Raw genomic sequence first — 17,726 nt, 5'->3', positions numbered from 1 at the left:
CTCAATTCACCCCCTGCGGTATTTCTGCCCGAAGAAGGCAAGTCGGGTATAGGGGGGAGCCGGGCCGCGGCGGATGCGCGGCCCGGTCGAAGGGTCAGCTCCGATCGCTGAGCGCGGCGTCGCAGCGGCCGCAGACGCCCGGATGCTGATGCAGGCCGACATCGGGCAGGATCTTCCAGCAGCGCTGGCATTTCTCTCCCTCCGCCTTCTCGAAGACCACGCCGATGCCGGGGATCTCCGGCAGGCGGTAGACCTCGGCCGGGGCGGGATCGCCGGTCAGTGCCAAGTCGGACGTGATGCAGATATCGGCAAAGCTGACCGATTGCAGCGCGGCCAGCGTCTCTGCATCGTCCAGATGCACCACAGGCGCGGCCTCCAACGAGGCGCCGATGACCTTTTCGCTGCGCTGAACTTCCAGCGCGGCGGTCACCACGCGGCGCGCGGCGCGTACCTTGGCCCATTTCGCTGCCAGCGCATCGTCGCGCCAGCTGGCGGGCGTCTCGGGCATGTCGACCAGGTGGACAGAGCTGTCGTCGCCGGGGAAGCGTTCCAGCCAGACTTCTTCCATGGTGAACACCAGGATCGGCGCCAGCCAGGTGGTCAGGCGATGGAACAGCAGGTCCAGCACCGTCCGCGCCGCGCGGGCGCGCAACGTATCGCCATCGCAATAGAGCGCATCCTTGCGGATGTCGAAATAGAAGGACGACAGGTCGATGGTGGCGAAGTTGAACACTGCCTGGAAGGTCGATTGGAAATCGAAGCCGCGGTAGCCGTCGCGGACCTTTTCGTCCAGCTCCGCCATGCGGTGCAGCACCCAGCGTTCGAGTTCGGGCATGTCCGCGGGCGCGACGCGGTCTTCCTCCCGGAAATCGGAGAGAGAGCCCAGCATGAACCGCATCGTGTTGCGCAGCCGCCGGTAGCTGTCGGCCACGCCTTTCAGGATCTCCGGCCCGATCCGCTGATCGGCGGTATAGTCGGTCTGGGCCACCCACAGGCGCAGGACATCGGCGCCGTATTGCTTGACCACCTCTTCCGGCAGGATCGTATTGCCGAGCGATTTGGACATCTTGTTGCCCTTCTCGTCCAGCGTGAAGCCATGGGTCACCACGTTGCGATAGGGCGCCCGGCCCAGCGTGCCGCAGGCCTGCAACATGGAGGAATGGAACCAGCCGCGATGCTGGTCGGTGCCTTCCATGTAGACATCGGCGATGCCGTCCTCGGTCCCGTCGGCGCGGTCACGCAGCACGAAGGCATGGGTGGAGCCGCTGTCGAACCACACGTCGAGGATGTCGAACACCTGTTCGTAGGCGTCGGGGTCGACCTCGCCCTCCAGGAACCGCTGCTTGGCGCCGTCCTTGTACCAGGCGTCGGCGCCTTCGGTTTCGAATGCCTCCGCGATGCGGGCATTGACCGTCTCGTTGCGCAGCAGGAAATCGGCATCGGTCGGCAGCGCGCCCTTCTTGACAAAACAGGTCAGCGGCACGCCCCAGGCGCGTTGCCGCGACAGCACCCAGTCGGGCCGCGCCTCGATCATCGAATACAGCCGGTTGCGCCCGGTCTGGGGCGTCCATTTGACCAGCTTGTCGATGGAGTTCAGCGCACGCTCGCGGATCGTGCGGCCCATGCTGTCATCACCACCCAGCGGGCGGTCGATGGCCGCGAACCATTGCGGCGTGTTGCGGAAGATCACCGGCGCCTTGGACCGCCAGGAATGCGGGTAGGAATGGGTCACCCGCCCCCGCGCCAGCAGGCCACCGGCGGCGACCAGCTTTTCGATCACGGCGGCGTTGGCCTTGCCTTCCTTGCCCTTGCGGTCAAAGACGGTCAGCCCGGCGAAGAAGGGCACATGGGGCAGGAATTCCGAGTCCTCGCCCACGTTGTGGGTCATCCGGTCCAGCCAGTTCCGCTTGACGAAGCATTCGTAATCGTCGGCACCATGGCTGGGCGCGGTATGGACAAAGCCGGTGCCGGCGTCATCGGTGACGTGGGCGCCGTCGATCATCGGCACGTCGTAATCCCAGAACCCGCCCGCGCCTTCGGCCCCGGCAAGGGGGTGCTCGCAGATCGCGCCCACGAATTCCGACGCCGCGACATCGCGCAGCCGGCGGTACATTCCCGGCTCCAGCCGTGCCTTGGCCAGCGTGTCCTCGGCCAGCGTATCGGCCAGCACATAGCGATCGCCGATCCGGGCCCAGCATTCTTCCGGCCGACCGGTGATCTCGTAAAGGCCATAGGCGATCTCTGGATTGAAGGCGATGGCCTTGTTGGACGGGATCGTCCAGGGCGTGGTGGTCCAGATCACCACTTTCGCCCCGGCCAGGTCACCCTGCACCAGGTCCTGGTTGGCGCCCTCGAAATCAGAGACTTCGCCGTCCATGTCCGGCATCTCGGCATGTCCGACGCGGCGGAACCGGAACGGCACCCAGATCGTGTGCGACTTGTGTTCGTGATATTCGATCTCGGCCTCGGCCAGGGCGGTCTTTTCCACCGGGGACCACATCACCGGCTTCGACCCCTGGTAGAGCGTACCGTTCATCAGGAATTTCATGAATTCCTCGGCGATCACCCGTTCGGCGTGGAAATCCATCGTCACGTAGGGATCGGCCCAGTTGCCGGTGATGCCCAGCCGCTTGAATTCCGAGCGCTGCACATCGATCCAGCCGGCGGCGAAGTCGCGGCATTGCTGGCGGAAGTCGATGACGGGCACGTCATCCTTGTTCTGGCCCTTCTTGCGATAGGCCTCCTCGATCTTCCATTCGATGGGCAGGCCGTGGCAATCCCAGCCGGGGATATAGCGCGCCTCGTGGCCCATCATCTGGTGCGAGCGGACGATCATGTCCTTGATCGTCTTGTTCAGCGCATGGCCGATATGCAGATGGCCGTTGGCATAGGGGGGACCGTCATGCAGGGTAAAGGGCGGGCGCCCCTCGGCCTTGTCGCGCAGGCGGTCGTAGATGCCGATCTTCTCCCATTTCTCCAGCCATTGCGGCTCCCGCTTGGGCAGGCCCGCGCGCATGGGGAAATCGGTCTTGGGAAGGTTCAGCGTGGATTTGTAATCAGGGGTCTCGGCGCACATGTGGGGCGCTCCGTCTGTCGGATGTGGGGGTGGGTTCGCTGCGGCGCGGGTGTCCAGACGCCTTGTCCCGGCGTCCAGTTCAGGCCGCCGGGCACGTAATTCGCGCAATGATGGCAAAGTGGTACATCATCATCATGGGGCGCTTATAGGCCTGCCGCCGGCGCGGGTCCAGTGGTCGCTGGCGCTGTGGGGCCCCCTTCGGGCCCAAATACCGCAGGGGGTGAATTGAGCGCGCCCCGCGCTCAAGCGGGGGACAGCGTCCCCCGGACCGGCGGCTACGCCTCGTCCGGGGCGGGCGTCGGGGTCTTGTCTTCCCGGTCGAACAGCCCGGTCAGCGACCGGCGGATGATCCCCGTGACGCGCGGGCGCGTCGCCTCGGCAAAGGGCATGGGGCGGCAGACTTCCATCGCGGCGACACCCACCCGTGCGGTCAGCGCGCCGTTCACGATCCCCTCGCCGAACCGGCGCGACAGGCGCGCCAGCAGGTTCCCCCCGAGGATGGAGCCGACCATATCGTCCGACACCGCCACCGCCCCCGTGGCCACCAGGTGGGTCATCACCGCCCGCGTCAGGCGCAGCGATCCCAGCGTGCCGGAGCGGCCGCCGTAGATTTCGGCGATGCGGCGGATCATGCGGATGTTGGAGGTCAGCGCCGCCGCCAGGTCGGCCAATGCCAGCGGCACCAGCGCGGTGACGGTGGCCACCTGGCGGGTCGCAGCCTCAACCTCGCGCAGGGCGGCGGCATCCAGTGGGCTCAGCAGGGTGCGCTCTGCCAGGTCCAGCAGGGCGGGGGCGTCGAATTGTTCGGCGCGCCGGTCCTCGAACCGTTGCAGGTGCCAGGTCAGGTCGGCGCGCCCCTGGTACAAGGTCACCAGCCGGTCGCCAAAGCCGCGCGCGCGGGCCAGGTCACCCAGGGCGGCGGCGGCTTCCGCCTCTGTGTGCAGGCGGTCCATGCGCGACAGCCGGGCAAAGGCCGAGACCTCGCGCGTGATGATGGCCGCGGCCACCAGCAGGAACAGGCCCAGCAGGCCGGCGACGGCCCAGCCCAGGAACGGATTGGCCGCGACCAGCCCGGTGACGGTGTTCCACGCCGCCGTAGAGACCGCCACGCCGATCAGCGCCGACAACAGCGCCCAGAACCAGCGGGCCAACCGGGAGGGTCGGCGGCTGGCCAGTACGGCGGCGGTCTGCATGGCGCGGCCGGTGGGGGGCGCGCGGTCGTCCATCAATGGATCCGGCACAGGCGGGGCCGTCGCCGGGCCGGGGGCATCGCCGGGGATGTCGTCCAGCTCGATCAGGACGGGGGAGTTGCGGGTCGGGTCAGCCATGGGCGGTCTCCCTTGCGGATCGCCAGGAAAAGAGGATGTCGGGCAGGCCTTCGTCATTCTCGCCCGCCGTGCGCCGTGCTTCGGCAAAGCCATGGCGGCGGTAGAACCGTTGCGCGGCGTCGTTGGCGACAAAGGTCCACAGGTCCAGTCGGGCGCATTCCGCCATCGCCCCGCGCAGCAACCGCGCGCCGATACCCGCCCCGCGCCAGCCCCGCGCCACGTAAAGCGCATGGATCTGCGCCCCTTCCCGCGCCAGGAATCCCCGGATGACGTCATCCACCAGGGCCAGCCGGGTCCAGCCCCGGTCGATCAGCAGCCCGGCATGGGCGATGTCTTCGGCCCGCGAATGCAAGCGTGGCAGCCAAGGGGTGTGATCGGTGTAATCCGACAGGATGGCCCCCACTGCGCCCGCATCCGTGGTCCGCGCCGGGCGCAGGGTCAGGTTGTCCAGTGCCGGAGAAGGAACCGGGGCCGCCGGGGGCGACGGCGACGCCGCCGGACCCGAGGGCGCGACCTGATTGGGGGACAGAGCGGAGGACGGGGGTGCCGCGCCCTCGGGATGGTCGGGTTTGTCCGCGCGGGCGTCCGTCACAGCCGATCCCCGATCAGGAATTGCGCGGCCTTGTCCAGGCGGATGTGCGGCGGACCTTCGCCCGGTTTCAGGCGCAGCTCGGCCGGGGCAAAGGACATGATGCGGTAATCGCCGTCCAGCCAGGCCTCCGCTCCCTGGCGGGCGGGGCGCAACAGGCGCATGGGATCGTCGGGCAGTTCGCCGGGATACATGGCGGCGGCGCGCCCGCTGTCCAGCAGCGTACCGCGCACGCAATCCAGATGACGGCCGTCATGCGGTACGCGTTCCTCCACCGTCGCCCGAAGGGAGGCGATCGACATCGCCTCGGTCTGCGCTCCGGCAAAAGCGGCGCGATCGGCGGCATCGCGCACCAACGCTTGCATGATGGCGGTCAGTCGCCCGTGCTGGGTGTGGTGCAGGTGATCGGCCTTGGTCGCGGCGAAGAGGATCTTCTCCACCCGGCGCCCCAGCAGCAGACGGGTCAGGAAGGCGTTCCGACCGGGGCGGAAGGCTTGCAGGATCAGGGACATGCCTTGGCGCATGTCCTCCACGGCCTCCGGTCCCTTGTGGATCGCACCCAGGGCATCGACCAGCACGACCTGCCGGTCGATACGGGAGAAATGGTTGCGGAAGAAGGGCGTGACGACGCGGGATTTATAGGCCTCGAACCGGCGTTCCATCTCGCGCCAGAGGCCCCGGCGCGGGGCGCGGTCCTCCGGCGGCAGCGGCGCGAAGGTCAGCACCGGAGAGCCCTCCATCTCCCCGGGGAGCAGGAACCGGCCGGGGGTGATGTCCGACAGGCCAGCGTCGCGCATGGCGTGCAGATAGGCGGTATAGGTCTCCGCCAGCTTGCGGATCTCCGTCTCTTCCCAGCTGTCGCGCCCGCTGGCGGCGCGGGCGGCGGCGGTTGTCGCCGCGCCAAAGCTGCGTCCCTCGGCGGCGCTCAGAACGGCGCTGGACCATTCCGCGTAGCTCTGCTCCATCAGGCCAAGGTCCAGCAGCCATTCGCCGGGGTAATCCACGATGTCCAGATGCACTGTGCGCGGCCCGGACATGCCGCCCAGCAACCCCGAGGGCCGCACCCGCAACGACAGCCGCAATTGCGAGATCGACCGCGTGCTGTCGGGCCAGTGCGGTCCGGCGCCGGTCAGCGCGGCAAGGTGGGTTTCATAATCGAACCGCGGCACCGTGTCGTCCGGCTGCGGCTGAAGGAATGCGGCCAGGATGCGGCTGTCGGCCTGCGCGACCAGCTGCGGCATCCGCCCCCGATCCAACAGGTTTGCCACCAGCGAGGTGATGAACACCGTCTTGCCCGACCGCGCCAGCCCGGTGACGCCGATGCGGATGACGGGTTCCAGGAAACTCTCGGATAAGGTGTCGCCCATGGACTCGATCTGGCGGGTCACGCCGTCGGCCAGGCCGCTGATGCCGAATGCCAATTTCTCTGCCCTGTTCGCCGGTTGCATGGGGGATAGATAGCGACGCAAGTGCGGTTCGGCTAGGGCAGGCGGCGGTTCGGCTGCCCCCGGACAGCAATCGGGCCCCCGGATGGGGGCCCGCAAGCTTTGGCGACCATGAAGGTGGCCCGAGATATGCGCGCAGAGGAAGGCGCGTTGTCGCCCACCCGCCGCCGGGGTCACTCCCAGCAGCTGACCAGCACGGTGATGTCATTGGCGCGGCGGGTGACGAATTCCGCCGGCATGGAGGCCGTGGCGCTTGCGGTGCGGGGTTGGATGCCGGCCTCCGCCAGCATGTCCAGAATCAGCCGGCCATCGACGGAAAAGGCGACGTCCTCGGGCAGGGTGCGGCCTGCGTCCTCACCCGATTGCAGCAGGCCGATCACCGCGCCTGCGGCGTCGAAGACGGGGCCGCCGGCATCGCCGGGCAGGGTGCGGATGGCCAACCGGTCCACGCCGTCCTCGCCGTTCAGGCCCCGGATGTCGGCCAGCGTGCCATGGGTCAGCGTCGGCGCGCCCAGCACCCCTTCGTAGGAATAGCCCGCGACGGAGATGTCCGACTGGATGCGCGGGATGGAGGCGGAGAATTCCGCCACCGCACGCGGCGCCATCGCGCCGGTGGCCCGCAACAGCACGACGCCCGCGCTGTCCAGACGGCGCGCGACCTGCGCCTCCTGTTCCCCTTCCAGGGTGATGCGGCCACAGCTGGCGACGGCGGCGGCGGTGGTCACCACGCTGCCCGCGCCATCCACGAAGAAGCCGGAGCGGGAGCGCAGAGGCCTGCGGATTTCCAGCCCCGACACCAGGTCGATCTGCTGATCCTGCGAGGCGCCCCGGCCGGGGTCCAGCGTGCCGGGCAGCCGGGCAAAGCTGCGCTGCATCTCGCCCAGAAGGCGCGTGCGACGTTCCTCGTCGCCGGCGGGCCAGACCAGCGTGAACCCCTTGATCTGCCCGTCTTTCAACGTGACCTCGGTATGGGAGACGATGCGCCGGTTTTCCCCCACCAGGGTAAAGGAATTGTTGCCCCGTTCGCGCGGCCCGTCGGGGGGCACGATCGCCAGCGTCTGCATGATGTCATACAACCCGTAAAGCGTATCCTGGTTGCCCGCCTGCGAGATCAGGATCACCCGCGCGTCTTCCGGCGTGCCGGTGGGGTCAAAATGGGCAAAGGGCGCCTCGTAGCGGTCAAAGGCCACGACCCCCAGCGGCAGGTCCATTTCGATGCCCGCGTCGCGATCCACATGGCGGCGCAGGTCCAGCCCTTCGAGAACGGCGTTGTATTGTCCGATCAGCTTCTCCCGCTGGCGCGTGGTCAGGACGCCGGTGGGTTCATGGCCGTTGTCGCGCTGCCACGACGCCATGGAGCCGCGCGTGCCCCGGCCAAAGGCGCCGTCGATCCCGGCGCTGTAATATCCCGCCCATTTCAGGGCGACTTGCAGGAACATCCGCTCGTCACGGCTGAGCAGGGCCTCGCTGCGCCGGGCTTCGGCGGGGGTTTCCTCGATCACGACGGGCTCTGGTTCGGGCTGCGGCTGGGGCTCCGGCTCAGGGGCCGGATCGGTCAGTTGCACGGTCCGGGCTGCGCCGCTGTCTGCACTGTCGGGGTCGTCCGCGCCAGGCCGGGCCGGGATGGCGGGGTTGGACAGGGTATTGTCGCCCACCGGGAAGAACTGCTGCTGGAAGGATGCGGGAAAGGCGATGTAGCTGTCGCGCGGGATCGACCGTTCCGCGCGCAGCACGTTCAGGACCTGGTTGGCATCCGCCCGGCTGTAGGGGCCAAGCGCGATGGCATACCAGCCGCCGCCCAGGGAAAAGCCGTTCACATCGTTCAGGTCACGGGAATAGCGGCGGATCGCCTCCTGTGCTTCCCGCAGGCTCGGATGAGCCTCCACCTGGACCCAGACGGGATCGCTGTCCTGCGCGACGGCGGGTCGCACCAGCACCAGGGTCAAAAGCACCAGGGTAAAAATTCTACGGATCATGACTAGCCTCTTGCCCATACGCCGCCGCTGTCCCCGCGGCTTTTCCATGCATTCCCTGTCGTTTTAGCAAATCGTCGCGCCCTTGCACCCAAATAATGGCATGGCGGGCAATTGACCCCCGCCATTGCGGCCCGTAATCAGCAGCCTGAGCAATTCCAAGGTTTCGGAGGGGCGGATGACCCAGACAGCACCGGACAGGCCCAAGAGCTTTCAGGAGATCATCCTGCGGCTGCAATCCTACTGGGCGACGAAGGGCTGCGCGATCATGCAGCCCTATGACATGGAGGTGGGCGCCGGTACCTTCCACCCCGCCACCACCCTGCGCAGCCTGGGCAGCCGCCCCTGGGCGGCGGCCTATGTGCAGCCCTCCCGCAGGCCGACCGATGGACGCTATGGCGAGAACCCGAACCGGTTGCAGCATTACTATCAGTATCAGGTGCTGATCAAACCCTCGCCGCCGGATCTTCAGGCGCTCTACCTCGGCTCGTTGGAGGCGATCGGCATCGACATGGAGATGCACGACATCCGCTTTGTCGAGGATGATTGGGAAAGCCCGACGCTGGGGGCCTGGGGGCTGGGCTGGGAAGTCTGGTGCGACGGCATGGAAGTCAGCCAGTTCACCTATTTCCAGCAGGTCGGCGGCCATGATTGCCGCCCCGTCTCCGGTGAGTTGACCTATGGGCTGGAACGGCTGGCGATGTATGTGCTGGGCATCGATCACGTCATGGACATGCCCTACAACGATCCCCAGGCGCCGATCGCGCTGTCCTATGGCGATGTCTTCCGGCAGACCGAACAGGAATATTCCCGCTGGAACTTCGATGTGGCCAATACCGATGTGCTGCTGAAGCATTTCGAGGAGGCGGAGGCCGAATGCGAGGCGATCCTGGCCCAGGACCATCTGGACCCCAAGACAGGCAAGCGCATCGTGATGGCCCATCCCGCCTATGACCAGTGCATCAAGGCCAGCCACCTGTTCAATCTGCTGGATGCGCGCGGTGTCATCTCCGTGACCGAACGGCAGGCCTATATCGGGCGGGTGCGGGCGCTGGCCAAGCAATGCGCCGATGCCTTCGTGATGACGGAGGCCGGTGGCTGGGAGCCGGAAACAGCGGCATGATGGGCAAGGTACTGGCAGGGGTCATCGTCGTGTCTGCATTGGTCGCCGGGATCGCGCTGTATTATTTCCAGGTTTATGCCTTTTACGACCGGGTGCAGGCCAACGGACAGGATGACGTGGTGCTGACGGCACTGGCCTCCGGCCAGGCGGAGCCGGTGCTTTACGATGATTTCACCGCCATTGACGCCGACAGCTCTCCGATCCGGTATCGCGCCTGCTTCACCACGCAGATGAGCCAGGCGATGCTGACCGAAACCTACGAGACCTACCCGCAGGCCGAACCGCGCGAGGCCCCCGGCTGGTTCGATTGCTTTGACGCCGATGACCTGGGTGTGGCGCTGGACAATGGCCGGGCGCTGGCCTTCCTGTCGCGACGCGACGTGCAATACGGTATCGACCGCGTTGTCGCCATCACCGAGGACGGTCGGGGCTATGCCTGGCATCAGATCAACCGCTGCGGCGAGGTCGTGTTCGACGGCCACGCTGCCCCCGAAGGCTGCGCCCCGCCGCCCGACGGCACCGCCCGCCAGTAACCACGTCCCGGCCGTCGCGCGCGCCCCGCGCCCGGCCGGATCCGCAATGCCCCGGTCCTGCTGGACCCTCCGACGGGGCCACTCGTATCAGCGCCGCACGATGTCCGCCCCGGCGCCAGAAGGACCAGACCGATGCCCGATCTGCTGATTGAACTGTTCTCCGAGGAAATTCCCGCCCGTATGCAGGCGCGTGCGGCGGAGGATCTGAAATCCCGGATGACCAACGGCCTGGTAGAGGCCGGTCTGACCTATGCGGGCGCCGCCGCCTTTCACACGCCGCGCCGGCTGGCGCTGGCCATCGACGGGTTGCTGGGCGAAAGCCCCACCTTGCGCGAAGAACGCAAGGGACCCCGCGTCGATGCGCCCGATAAGGCGATCGAGGGCTTTCTGCGCGGCGCCGGGCTGACCCGCGACCAGCTGGAGGAACGCGACGACAAGAAGGGCCGCGTCTTCTATGCGGTGATCGAGAAACCGGGCCGTCCCGCCCCCACCATCGTGGCGGAGGTGCTGGAGGACGTGATCCGGAATTTCCCCTGGCCCAAATCCATGCGCTGGGGCGCGGGCAGCCTGCGCTGGGTGCGGCCGCTGCATTCCATCCTGTGCATTCTCAGCGACGAGGCGGGCGCGGAGGTGGTGCCGCTGGAGGTTGACGGCATCATCGCCGGCAACACGACGGAGGGCCACCGCTTCATGGCGCCGGGGCGGATCAGCGTTACGGGGTTCGACGACTACGCCGCCCAGCTGAAACGCCGCTTCGTCCTTCTCGACCCGGCAGAGCGCGCGGATGCCATCTGGCAGGACGCCACCAACCAGGCCTTTGCACAGGGGCTGGACGTGGTCGAGGATCGCGGCCTGCTGGCCGAAGTGGCGGGGCTGGTCGAATGGCCCGTCGTGCTGATGGGCGAGATCGGCGCCGATTTCCTGGCTCTGCCGCCCGAGGTTCTGCAAACTTCCATGAAGGAGCATCAGAAATTCTTCTCGGTCCGCAATCCCAAGACGGGGCGGATCGAAAGGTTCATCACCGTGGCCAACCGCGAAACGCGCGACCATGGCGCGACCATCCTGGCCGGCAATCAGAAAGTTCTGGCCGCGCGCCTGTCCGATGCGCGGTTCTTCTGGGAAAATGACCTGCGCGTCGCGAAAACGGGGATGGAGGTCTGGACCGAACAGCTCTCCAACGTGACTTTCCACAACAAGCTGGGCAGCCAGGCCGCCCGGATCGACCGCATTGCTGCGCTGGCGCGGGACATCGCGCCGCAGCTGGGCGCCGATGCCGCGCTGGCCGAACAGGCCGCGCGGGTGGCCAAGGCCGATCTGTCCTCGGAGATGGTCTACGAATTTCCAGAACTTCAGGGCTTGATGGGGCGCTATTATGCCCAGGCCGCCGAATTGCCGCCGCAGGTCGCTGCCGCCTGTCAGGAGCATTACTCCCCCCTTGGCCCGTCCGACAGCGTGCCTTCGGCGCCCGTCTCCATCGCCGTGGCGCTGGCGGACAAGCTGGACACGCTGACCGGGTTCTGGGCCATCGACGAAAAGCCCACCGGCTCCAAGGATCCCTTTGCCCTGCGCCGCGCGGCCCTTGGGGTGATCCGGCTGGTGCTGGTGAACGGGCTGCGGTTGCCTTTGCAGCCGATCTTCGCCAGCGCGCTGGCCGCGCAGCCGGGGACGGCGGGGCAGGGGGCGGCGGAGGATCTCCTCTCCTTCTTCCATGACCGGCTGAAGGTCCATCTGCGCGACGAGGGGATCCGCCACGACGTGATCGACGCCTGCCTGGCGATGCCGGGCAATGACGACCTGCTGCAACTGGTCAACCGGGCCACTGCCCTGTCCGACGTGCTGAAGACCGATGATGGCGAGAATCTCGTGCAGGCGTTCAAACGCGCCAACAACATTCTGGCCCAGGCGGAGGAGAAGGACGGCGTGGCCTATGAATTCGGCGCCGACCCGAAATTTGCCGAAGCGGAGGAAGAGGTGACCCTCTTTACCGCGCTGGAAGACGCCAAGACCCCTGTCGCCAAAGCGCTGGAGACAGAGGACTTCGCCGGCGCCATGAACCGCGTCGCCGCCCTGCGTGCCCCCATCGACGCCTTTTTCGAGGCGGTACAGGTCAATGCGCAGAACGAGATCGTGCGCCGCAACCGCCTGAACCTGCTGTCGATGATCCGCACGACCTGCCTCCAGGTGGCCGATCTGACCCGGATCGAGGGCTAAGGCCCGATCCGGGCGGGCGGAATTCGTCCCCGCAGGGCTTGCCCTGTGCCGCGCGAGGCGTATCCTGCGCCGACCGACAGGAGCGCCGCAGTGCAGCAAGACAGCGCCTACATCATCAAGATCACGCCGGAGGCCCCCATCGCCGCCGTCACCCACGGCGGTCGGGCGAAATGCCTGCAACGGCTGGTGCGGCTGGATATTCCCGTCCCGCGCACCGTTGCGCTGTCCTTTGACGCCGTGCACGATATCGCAGCCGGCCGCCGGATGCCGGACATGGCGGCCCTGCTGGCGCCGTTTCAATCCGACCGGCTGCTGTGTGTGCGCCCGTCCTCCGAAGACCCGGATTGGGGCGGGCCCGGTGCGATCCTGAACATCGGGATGAACGACGCCCTTCATGCCGCCTTTTCCGCTGAAATCGGCGAAGACGCGGCGACGCGGCTCTATATCCGGTTCGTGCGCGCCTATGCGATCCATGTCGACCGGCTGGACCCCGACATGTTCGAGGATCACGAGGACGAAGGCCCCGACGGCCTGTCCCAGGCCCTGACCGCCTATGAGCAGGAGACGGAAGAGCCGTTCCCCCAGGATCCTGCCGTGCAGTTGGCCGCCGTGCTGCAATCCATGGCCCGCGCCTGGGAGGGCACCACCGCGCGTTTGCTGCGTCAGGCCAAGGGTGCGCCGGCCGATGCCGGGCTGGGGCTGGTGGTACAGGAAATGGCCCTGGGGCTGGGCCGTGGCGAATGCGGATCCGGGGTGATCCAGCTGGTGTCCTCGGCCACCGGGCGACCCAAGGTGACGGGCCGCTACCTGCGCCAGGGCCAGGGGCGGGACGCGTTGAAGAAGGGGGCGAAATCCGTCTTTCTCGAACGCGACGACAGGGGTGTCTCGCTGGAGGAGCTGGCGCCCGAAGCCTTTGAGAAACTGAAGGAATATACCCTTCTGATGCGGCAGCGCCTGCGCGAGGAGATGCAGACCGAATTCACCATCGTCGATGGCGAGGTCCATGTGCTGGACGGGGTACGCGTGCAGCGGTCCTCGCGCGCGGCTGTCCGGATCGCCGTGGCGCTGGCGCAGGACGGTATCATCCCCCGCCCCGAGGCCCTGTGCCGGGTTGAGCCGCGTGCCCTGACCGAGATGCTGCACCGCCAGGTCGACCCGGAGGCGCCGCGCGACCGCATCGGCCAGGGCATCGCCGCCAGCCCCGGCGCCGCCGTGGGCCGCATCGTCTTCTCCGCCGCCGATGCGCAGGCCATGGCCTCCCGGGGGGAGGCTTGCATCCTGGTGCGTCGGGAAACCGCGCCTGAGGATATTCGCGGAATGCATGCCGCCGTCGCCGTGATCACCGAACGCGGCGGTATCACCAGCCATGCCGCCGTGATCGGTCGCGGCCTGGGCCTGCCCTGCGTGGTCTCCGTCACCGGGCTGCGGTTCGAACTGGGCCGCGAACGCCTGATTGCCCCGGATGGTCGCGTGCTGACGGCGGGCGAGGTGATCACCGTCGACGGCACCCGCGGCGAGATCCTGGCCGGTGAGGTGCCCTTGCTGGAAACCGCGCAGGACGAGGCCTTTACCGCGCTGATGGCCTGGGCGGACGAGTATCGCGATATCGGCGTGCGCGCCAATGCCGACACTCCCGCCGACGCCCAGATCGCGCGCAGTTTCAACGCGCAGGGGATCGGGCTGTGCCGGACCGAGCACATGTTCTTCGAAACCGGCCGGCTGACAGTGATGCGCGAAATGATCTTTGCCGATACGGGAGAGGACCGCCGCGCCGCGCTGGATCGGTTGCTGCCAATGCAACGCACGGACTTCATAGAGCTTTTCCGCATCATGCAAGGTCTTCCCGTCTGTATCCGGCTCTTCGATCCGCCGCTGCACGAATTCCTGCCCGCAGACCGTGCGGGGATGCGCGAACTGGCCGCCGCCCTGTCATTGCCGCTGTCGGACGTGACGCGCCGGGTCGCGGCGCTGACCGAATACAACCCGATGCTGGGCCTGCGCGGTGTGCGCCTGGGCGTCACCCTGCCCGAGATCTACGAGATGCAGGCCCGCGCCATTTTCGAGGCCACCGTCGCCGCCAGCCGCGAGGGTGCGCAGGTGGTGCCGGAGATCATGATCCCCCTGGTCTCTGCCCGTCGCGAGGTCGAGCTGATCAAGACCCGTGTGGATGCCGTCGCCGCCGCCGTGCGCAACGAGAAGGGCCGCGATTTCACCTATCGGCTGGGCGTGATGGTCGAAACGCCGCGTGCCGCGCTGCGCGCGGGGGAAATCGCGCCCCATGCGGCCTTCATGTCGTTCGGAACCAATGACCTGACCCAGATGACCTACGGGCTGTCGCGCGATGATGCCGGCCGGTTCATGTCCACCTATGTGCAGCAGGGGGTTTTCCCCGAGGATCCCTTCCACATGCTGGACACGGATGGTGTGGGCGAATTGCTGCAAATCGGGGCCAGCCGGGGGCGTGCCGCGCGAAAGGATCTTGTGCTTTCGGTGTGCGGGGAACACGGCGGCAACCCCGAATCAATCGCCTTCTGCCGGGACGCCGGGTTCGATTACGTGTCTTGTTCACCGTTCCGGGTGCCAGTGGCGATCCTGGCGGCGGCGCAGCTGCGGATCCGCGCCGAGCTGCAGGATTCAACGTTGAGAATCAGATAGATCGACGATTTTTGACTTTCTTCGCAACGCTTAACCCTTTGGTCAGGTTCCGCCTGTTTACTGGCGGTCGGGGCCTCGGGCCTTGTTTATCGGGCCAAAACGCCATATCGGCCTGCTTTCGACGACGTGGGTAGAGACGAGGGACAGGAATGCGCGCATTGATTTCGCTGGCGGCGGGGCTGCTGATGGCAACTTCGGCACTGGCCGAGAACCCCTTGGCCGAAATCGTTCATCAGGAGCGTGCCGAACTCGCCTCCGTCTCCACACGCGGGTTGGCCGACCTTCTGAAGGCACCGCCGAAACCCGCCGCCGCTAAAAGGATTGAATACAGCCGCGACTGGCTGCGCACCCAGCCCGCCGGCAGCGGCGGTGACGATTTCGCCTGCCTGGCGGAGGCGCTGTATTTCGAAGCGCGCGGCGAAAGCGTGATGGGCCAATTCGCGGTCGCCGAGGTGATCATGAACCGTGTCGACAGCCCGGAATACCCCACCACCGTGTGCGGGGTGGTGAACCAGGGCACCGGTCGCCGCTACGCCTGCCAGTTCACCTATACCTGCGACGGCCATGACGAGGTGATCGCCGAACCCGCCGCCTATAACCGGGTGGCCAAGATCGCGGCGCTGATGGTCAATGATGCGCCGCGTCCGTTGACCCATGGGGCCACGCATTACCACACCAATGCCGTCTCTCCCCGCTGGGCCCGCCGGTTCCCGCGCACGGCCTCCATCGGGGTGCATTATTTCTACCGGATGCCCACCCGCGTCTCGTCCAACTGACGGCTCCCCGGTGCCAGGTTCGGCGGTGAGCGCATGACGGAAACGGGCCAGGCCTTCGACCATCCGCTGGCACGGTCGCTGGCCCTCTCCGGAGATGCGCCGGCCGATCGGATTTCCCTGCGCGACTATGTCAGGAAGGTCGAGATAGGTGCCTTCCAGGTCGAGCGTGGCGTCACCCAGACCCTGCGGTTCAACGTGGTGGTGGAAGTCGCCCCCCCCGACACCGGACCCGAGGATGATGTTGATCGCATCCTCTCCTACGACCGGGTGAGCGAAGCGATCGACAGCGCCCTGGCCGCCGGGCGGCTGAATCTGCTGGAAACCCTGGCGGAACATATCGCCACCCGCATCCTGGCCGAACCCCTGGCCGCGCGTGTCTTCGTTCGGATCGAGAAGCTGGATCGCGGCCCCTGGGTTCTGGGGGTGGAGATCATGCGCGACCGTCCCACCGCCGCTGCCACTGCCACTCCCCCCCCTGCGCCGCTGTTCCTGCACTTGGGAACTGACGCGCAGAAAGCGTCGCATCTGATCGGCTGGCTGGCCCAATGTAGCGCAGCGGCCCCGGTCGTGATCAGCGCGGCCCCGGCCACCGACAGGCCCCGCGCCGCGACCACCGCCGCCCAGCTGCGCATCGACCTGCTGGCAATGGAACAGGCGGCCTGGTCGCTGTCAGCGCTTGTGCCCGGCCTTGACGTCGTCGCCACGCGGACGGAACTGGATTGGGCGTTGCGCAGGGCGCGGGCCTGCCTCTGGGCGCCATCGAAACTGATCCTGGATACGCCAGCTGCGCCGATCACGGTGGGCGAAAGCGGTCTGGAGGTCGCCAATTGGCTGGCCCGCGACCTGCATTCGCCCCTCAGGCTGCTGGTCGCCGCCACCGGTGCGGCAGGCTGGGACCGGCACGATCCGACGGCGCCGCAACTGCCCGTGCCCTGATCGCCCCCCCTTGATCGCCCTCTTGCCAAATGCCCCCGCGCCGGGCCATCACCGGCGGCATGGATGACGTTTTTTACCGCCCCGTTCCGCTGCCCGCCGGCTTGATGCCCTGCGGCGCGCTGCCCCTGGCGGGCGGCCCGATCCAGTTCGACCGGGTGGAGGAGCTGCGCCCTGGAGGCCGCGCCCGCCTGCTGCCTGCGACCGCCCTGCCGGAAGCATGGCGCGACCGGCTTTGCGCGCCGCGCCCGGCAATCGCCGGGTTGACTTTGGATCGGGGGCGGATCATGGGCATCCTGAACGTGACACCGGACAGCTTTTCCGACGGCGGCCAATACCTTGACCCCGCGGCGGCGCGCCATCACGCCGCCCGGATGCTGACCGAGGGCGCCGACCTGGTCGACATCGGTGGCGAAAGCACCCGACCCGGCGCCGCCGAGGTTCCGCCGGAGGAGGAAATCCACCGCACCGCCCCGGTGATCGCCGCCATTGCGGGGTTGGGCGCGCCCATCTCCATCGACACGCGCAAGGCGGCTGTGGCGCACGCGGCCATCGAGGCGGGGGCGGGGCTGATCAACGATGTATCAGGGCTGGCGCATGACCCTGCGCTTGCCCCGCTGGTCGCCGACAGCGGCCTGCCGGTCTGCGTCATGCACATGCGCGGTACGCCCGCCGATATGCAGGATCATGCCGCCTATGAAGACGTGCTGCTGGAGGTCTACGCCGAACTCGATGCCCGCATTGCGTCGGTGGAAGCGCAGGGCATTCCGCGCGCTTGCATCCTGGCCGATCCGGGCATCGGGTTCGCCAAGACCGGCGCGCAGAACCTGGCGATCCTGAACCGGCTCTCGCTGTTTCACGGGCTGGGATGCCCGATCCTGCTGGGCGTCTCGCGAAAGCGGTTCATCGGAACCTATGGTGGGGCCGAAGTCGCGGCGGAACGGGTGCACGGCTCCGTCGCCGTGGCTCTTGGGGCATTGGATCAGGGGGTGCAAATGCTGCGCGTACATGACGTGGCCGCCACCCGCCAGGCCATGAATCTGCGCGAAGCGGTCCGCGCAGCATATTGACCCCAAACGCAAAA

The 17,726-nt window shown here is 67.4% G+C and carries 12 protein-coding genes; 7 read left to right on the top strand and 5 right to left on the bottom strand.

Features of this window, described 5'->3' with window-relative positions; all coding sequences use genetic code 11:
• Nucleotides 1-94: 94 nt before the first annotated feature.
• The 5 genes from ileS to G5A46_RS00580 all read right to left on the bottom strand — a co-directional run bounded on the left by ileS (nucleotide 95) and on the right by G5A46_RS00580 (nucleotide 8,414).
• A complete protein-coding gene (gene ileS, locus G5A46_RS00600; protein WP_163846333.1) occupies nucleotides 95-3,076 on the bottom strand; it encodes an isoleucine--tRNA ligase in 2,982 nt (993 codons plus the stop codon).
• Nucleotides 3,077-3,351: 275 nt separating this feature from the next.
• Nucleotides 3,352-4,404: a YcjF family protein gene (locus tag G5A46_RS00595; protein ID WP_163846331.1), complete on the bottom strand. Its 1,053-nt coding sequence runs from the start codon at nucleotides 4,402-4,404 to the stop codon at nucleotides 3,352-3,354.
• Nucleotides 4,397-4,996, bottom strand: coding sequence for a GNAT family N-acetyltransferase (locus G5A46_RS00590; protein WP_239520544.1), 600 nt, complete (start codon nucleotides 4,994-4,996; stop codon nucleotides 4,397-4,399). The genes G5A46_RS00595 and G5A46_RS00590 overlap by 8 nt, the downstream gene beginning before the upstream one ends.
• A complete protein-coding gene (locus G5A46_RS00585) occupies nucleotides 4,993-6,360 on the bottom strand; it encodes a YcjX family GTP-binding protein (protein WP_420821359.1) in 1,368 nt (455 codons plus the stop codon). Before G5A46_RS00585 ends, G5A46_RS00590 begins: the two co-directional genes overlap by 4 nt.
• Before the next feature lie 251 nt (nucleotides 6,361-6,611).
• Nucleotides 6,612-8,414, bottom strand: coding sequence for a trypsin-like peptidase domain-containing protein (locus tag G5A46_RS00580; RefSeq protein WP_163846328.1), 1,803 nt, complete (start codon nucleotides 8,412-8,414; stop codon nucleotides 6,612-6,614).
• Between the two features lie 175 nt (nucleotides 8,415-8,589).
• Between G5A46_RS00580 and G5A46_RS00575 the strand changes: the two genes are divergently transcribed.
• The 7 genes from G5A46_RS00575 to folP all read left to right on the top strand — a co-directional run bounded on the left by G5A46_RS00575 (nucleotide 8,590) and on the right by folP (nucleotide 17,712).
• Nucleotides 8,590-9,534, top strand: a complete 945-nt coding sequence (locus G5A46_RS00575; RefSeq protein ID WP_163846326.1) for a glycine--tRNA ligase subunit alpha — start codon at nucleotides 8,590-8,592, stop codon at nucleotides 9,532-9,534.
• Nucleotides 9,534-10,067: a DUF6446 family protein gene (locus G5A46_RS00570; RefSeq protein ID WP_163849809.1), complete on the top strand. Its 534-nt coding sequence runs from the start codon at nucleotides 9,534-9,536 to the stop codon at nucleotides 10,065-10,067. Before G5A46_RS00575 ends, G5A46_RS00570 begins: the two co-directional genes overlap by 1 nt.
• Nucleotides 10,068-10,199: 132 nt before the next feature.
• Entirely contained in the window at nucleotides 10,200-12,278 is a 2,079-nt protein-coding gene (gene glyS, locus G5A46_RS00565) for a glycine--tRNA ligase subunit beta (protein ID WP_163846324.1), read from the top strand.
• Nucleotides 12,279-12,368: 90 nt separating this feature from the next.
• On the top strand, nucleotides 12,369-14,933 hold the full coding sequence (locus G5A46_RS00560) for a putative PEP-binding protein (RefSeq protein ID WP_163846322.1): 2,565 nt from the start codon (nucleotides 12,369-12,371) through the stop codon (nucleotides 14,931-14,933).
• A gap of 149 nt (nucleotides 14,934-15,082) precedes the next feature.
• Entirely contained in the window at nucleotides 15,083-15,709 is a 627-nt protein-coding gene (locus tag G5A46_RS00555) for a cell wall hydrolase (protein ID WP_163846320.1), read from the top strand.
• Between the two features lie 33 nt (nucleotides 15,710-15,742).
• Nucleotides 15,743-16,645: a dihydroneopterin aldolase gene (locus G5A46_RS00550; RefSeq protein WP_163846318.1), complete on the top strand. Its 903-nt coding sequence runs from the start codon at nucleotides 15,743-15,745 to the stop codon at nucleotides 16,643-16,645.
• 59 nt (nucleotides 16,646-16,704) lie between these two features.
• A complete protein-coding gene (gene folP, locus G5A46_RS00545; protein WP_163846316.1) occupies nucleotides 16,705-17,712 on the top strand; it encodes a dihydropteroate synthase in 1,008 nt (335 codons plus the stop codon).
• Nucleotides 17,713-17,726 lie beyond the last annotated feature (14 nt).

It is taken from the genome of Pseudooceanicola aestuarii (genome assembly GCF_010614805.1).
Classification (GTDB): Bacteria; Pseudomonadota; Alphaproteobacteria; order Rhodobacterales; family Rhodobacteraceae; genus Pseudooceanicola; species Pseudooceanicola aestuarii.
The sequence above is the reverse complement of the archived record's forward strand: the minus strand, read 5'-3'. Positions and strand labels throughout refer to the sequence as shown.

Excerpts from the sequence above, each read along its gene's own strand:
- G5A46_RS00555 (WP_163846320.1), top strand. The coding sequence starts at position 15,083 with ATGCGCGCATTGATTTCGCTGGCGGCGGGGCTGCTGATGGCAACTTCG.
- ileS (WP_163846333.1), bottom strand. The coding sequence starts at position 3,076 with ATGTGCGCCGAGACCCCTGATTACAAATCCACGCTGAACCTTCCCAAG.
- G5A46_RS00580 (WP_163846328.1), bottom strand. The coding sequence starts at position 8,414 with ATGATCCGTAGAATTTTTACCCTGGTGCTTTTGACCCTGGTGCTGGTG.
- G5A46_RS00595 (WP_163846331.1), bottom strand. The coding sequence starts at position 4,404 with ATGGCTGACCCGACCCGCAACTCCCCCGTCCTGATCGAGCTGGACGAC.
- G5A46_RS00575 (WP_163846326.1), top strand. The coding sequence starts at position 8,590 with ATGACCCAGACAGCACCGGACAGGCCCAAGAGCTTTCAGGAGATCATC.
- G5A46_RS00570 (WP_163849809.1), top strand. The coding sequence starts at position 9,534 with ATGGGCAAGGTACTGGCAGGGGTCATCGTCGTGTCTGCATTGGTCGCC.
- folP (WP_163846316.1), top strand. The coding sequence starts at position 16,705 with ATGGATGACGTTTTTTACCGCCCCGTTCCGCTGCCCGCCGGCTTGATG.
- G5A46_RS00550 (WP_163846318.1), top strand. The coding sequence starts at position 15,743 with ATGACGGAAACGGGCCAGGCCTTCGACCATCCGCTGGCACGGTCGCTG.
- glyS (WP_163846324.1), top strand. The coding sequence starts at position 10,200 with ATGCCCGATCTGCTGATTGAACTGTTCTCCGAGGAAATTCCCGCCCGT.
- G5A46_RS00585 (WP_420821359.1), bottom strand. The coding sequence starts at position 6,360 with ATGGGCGACACCTTATCCGAGAGTTTCCTGGAACCCGTCATCCGCATC.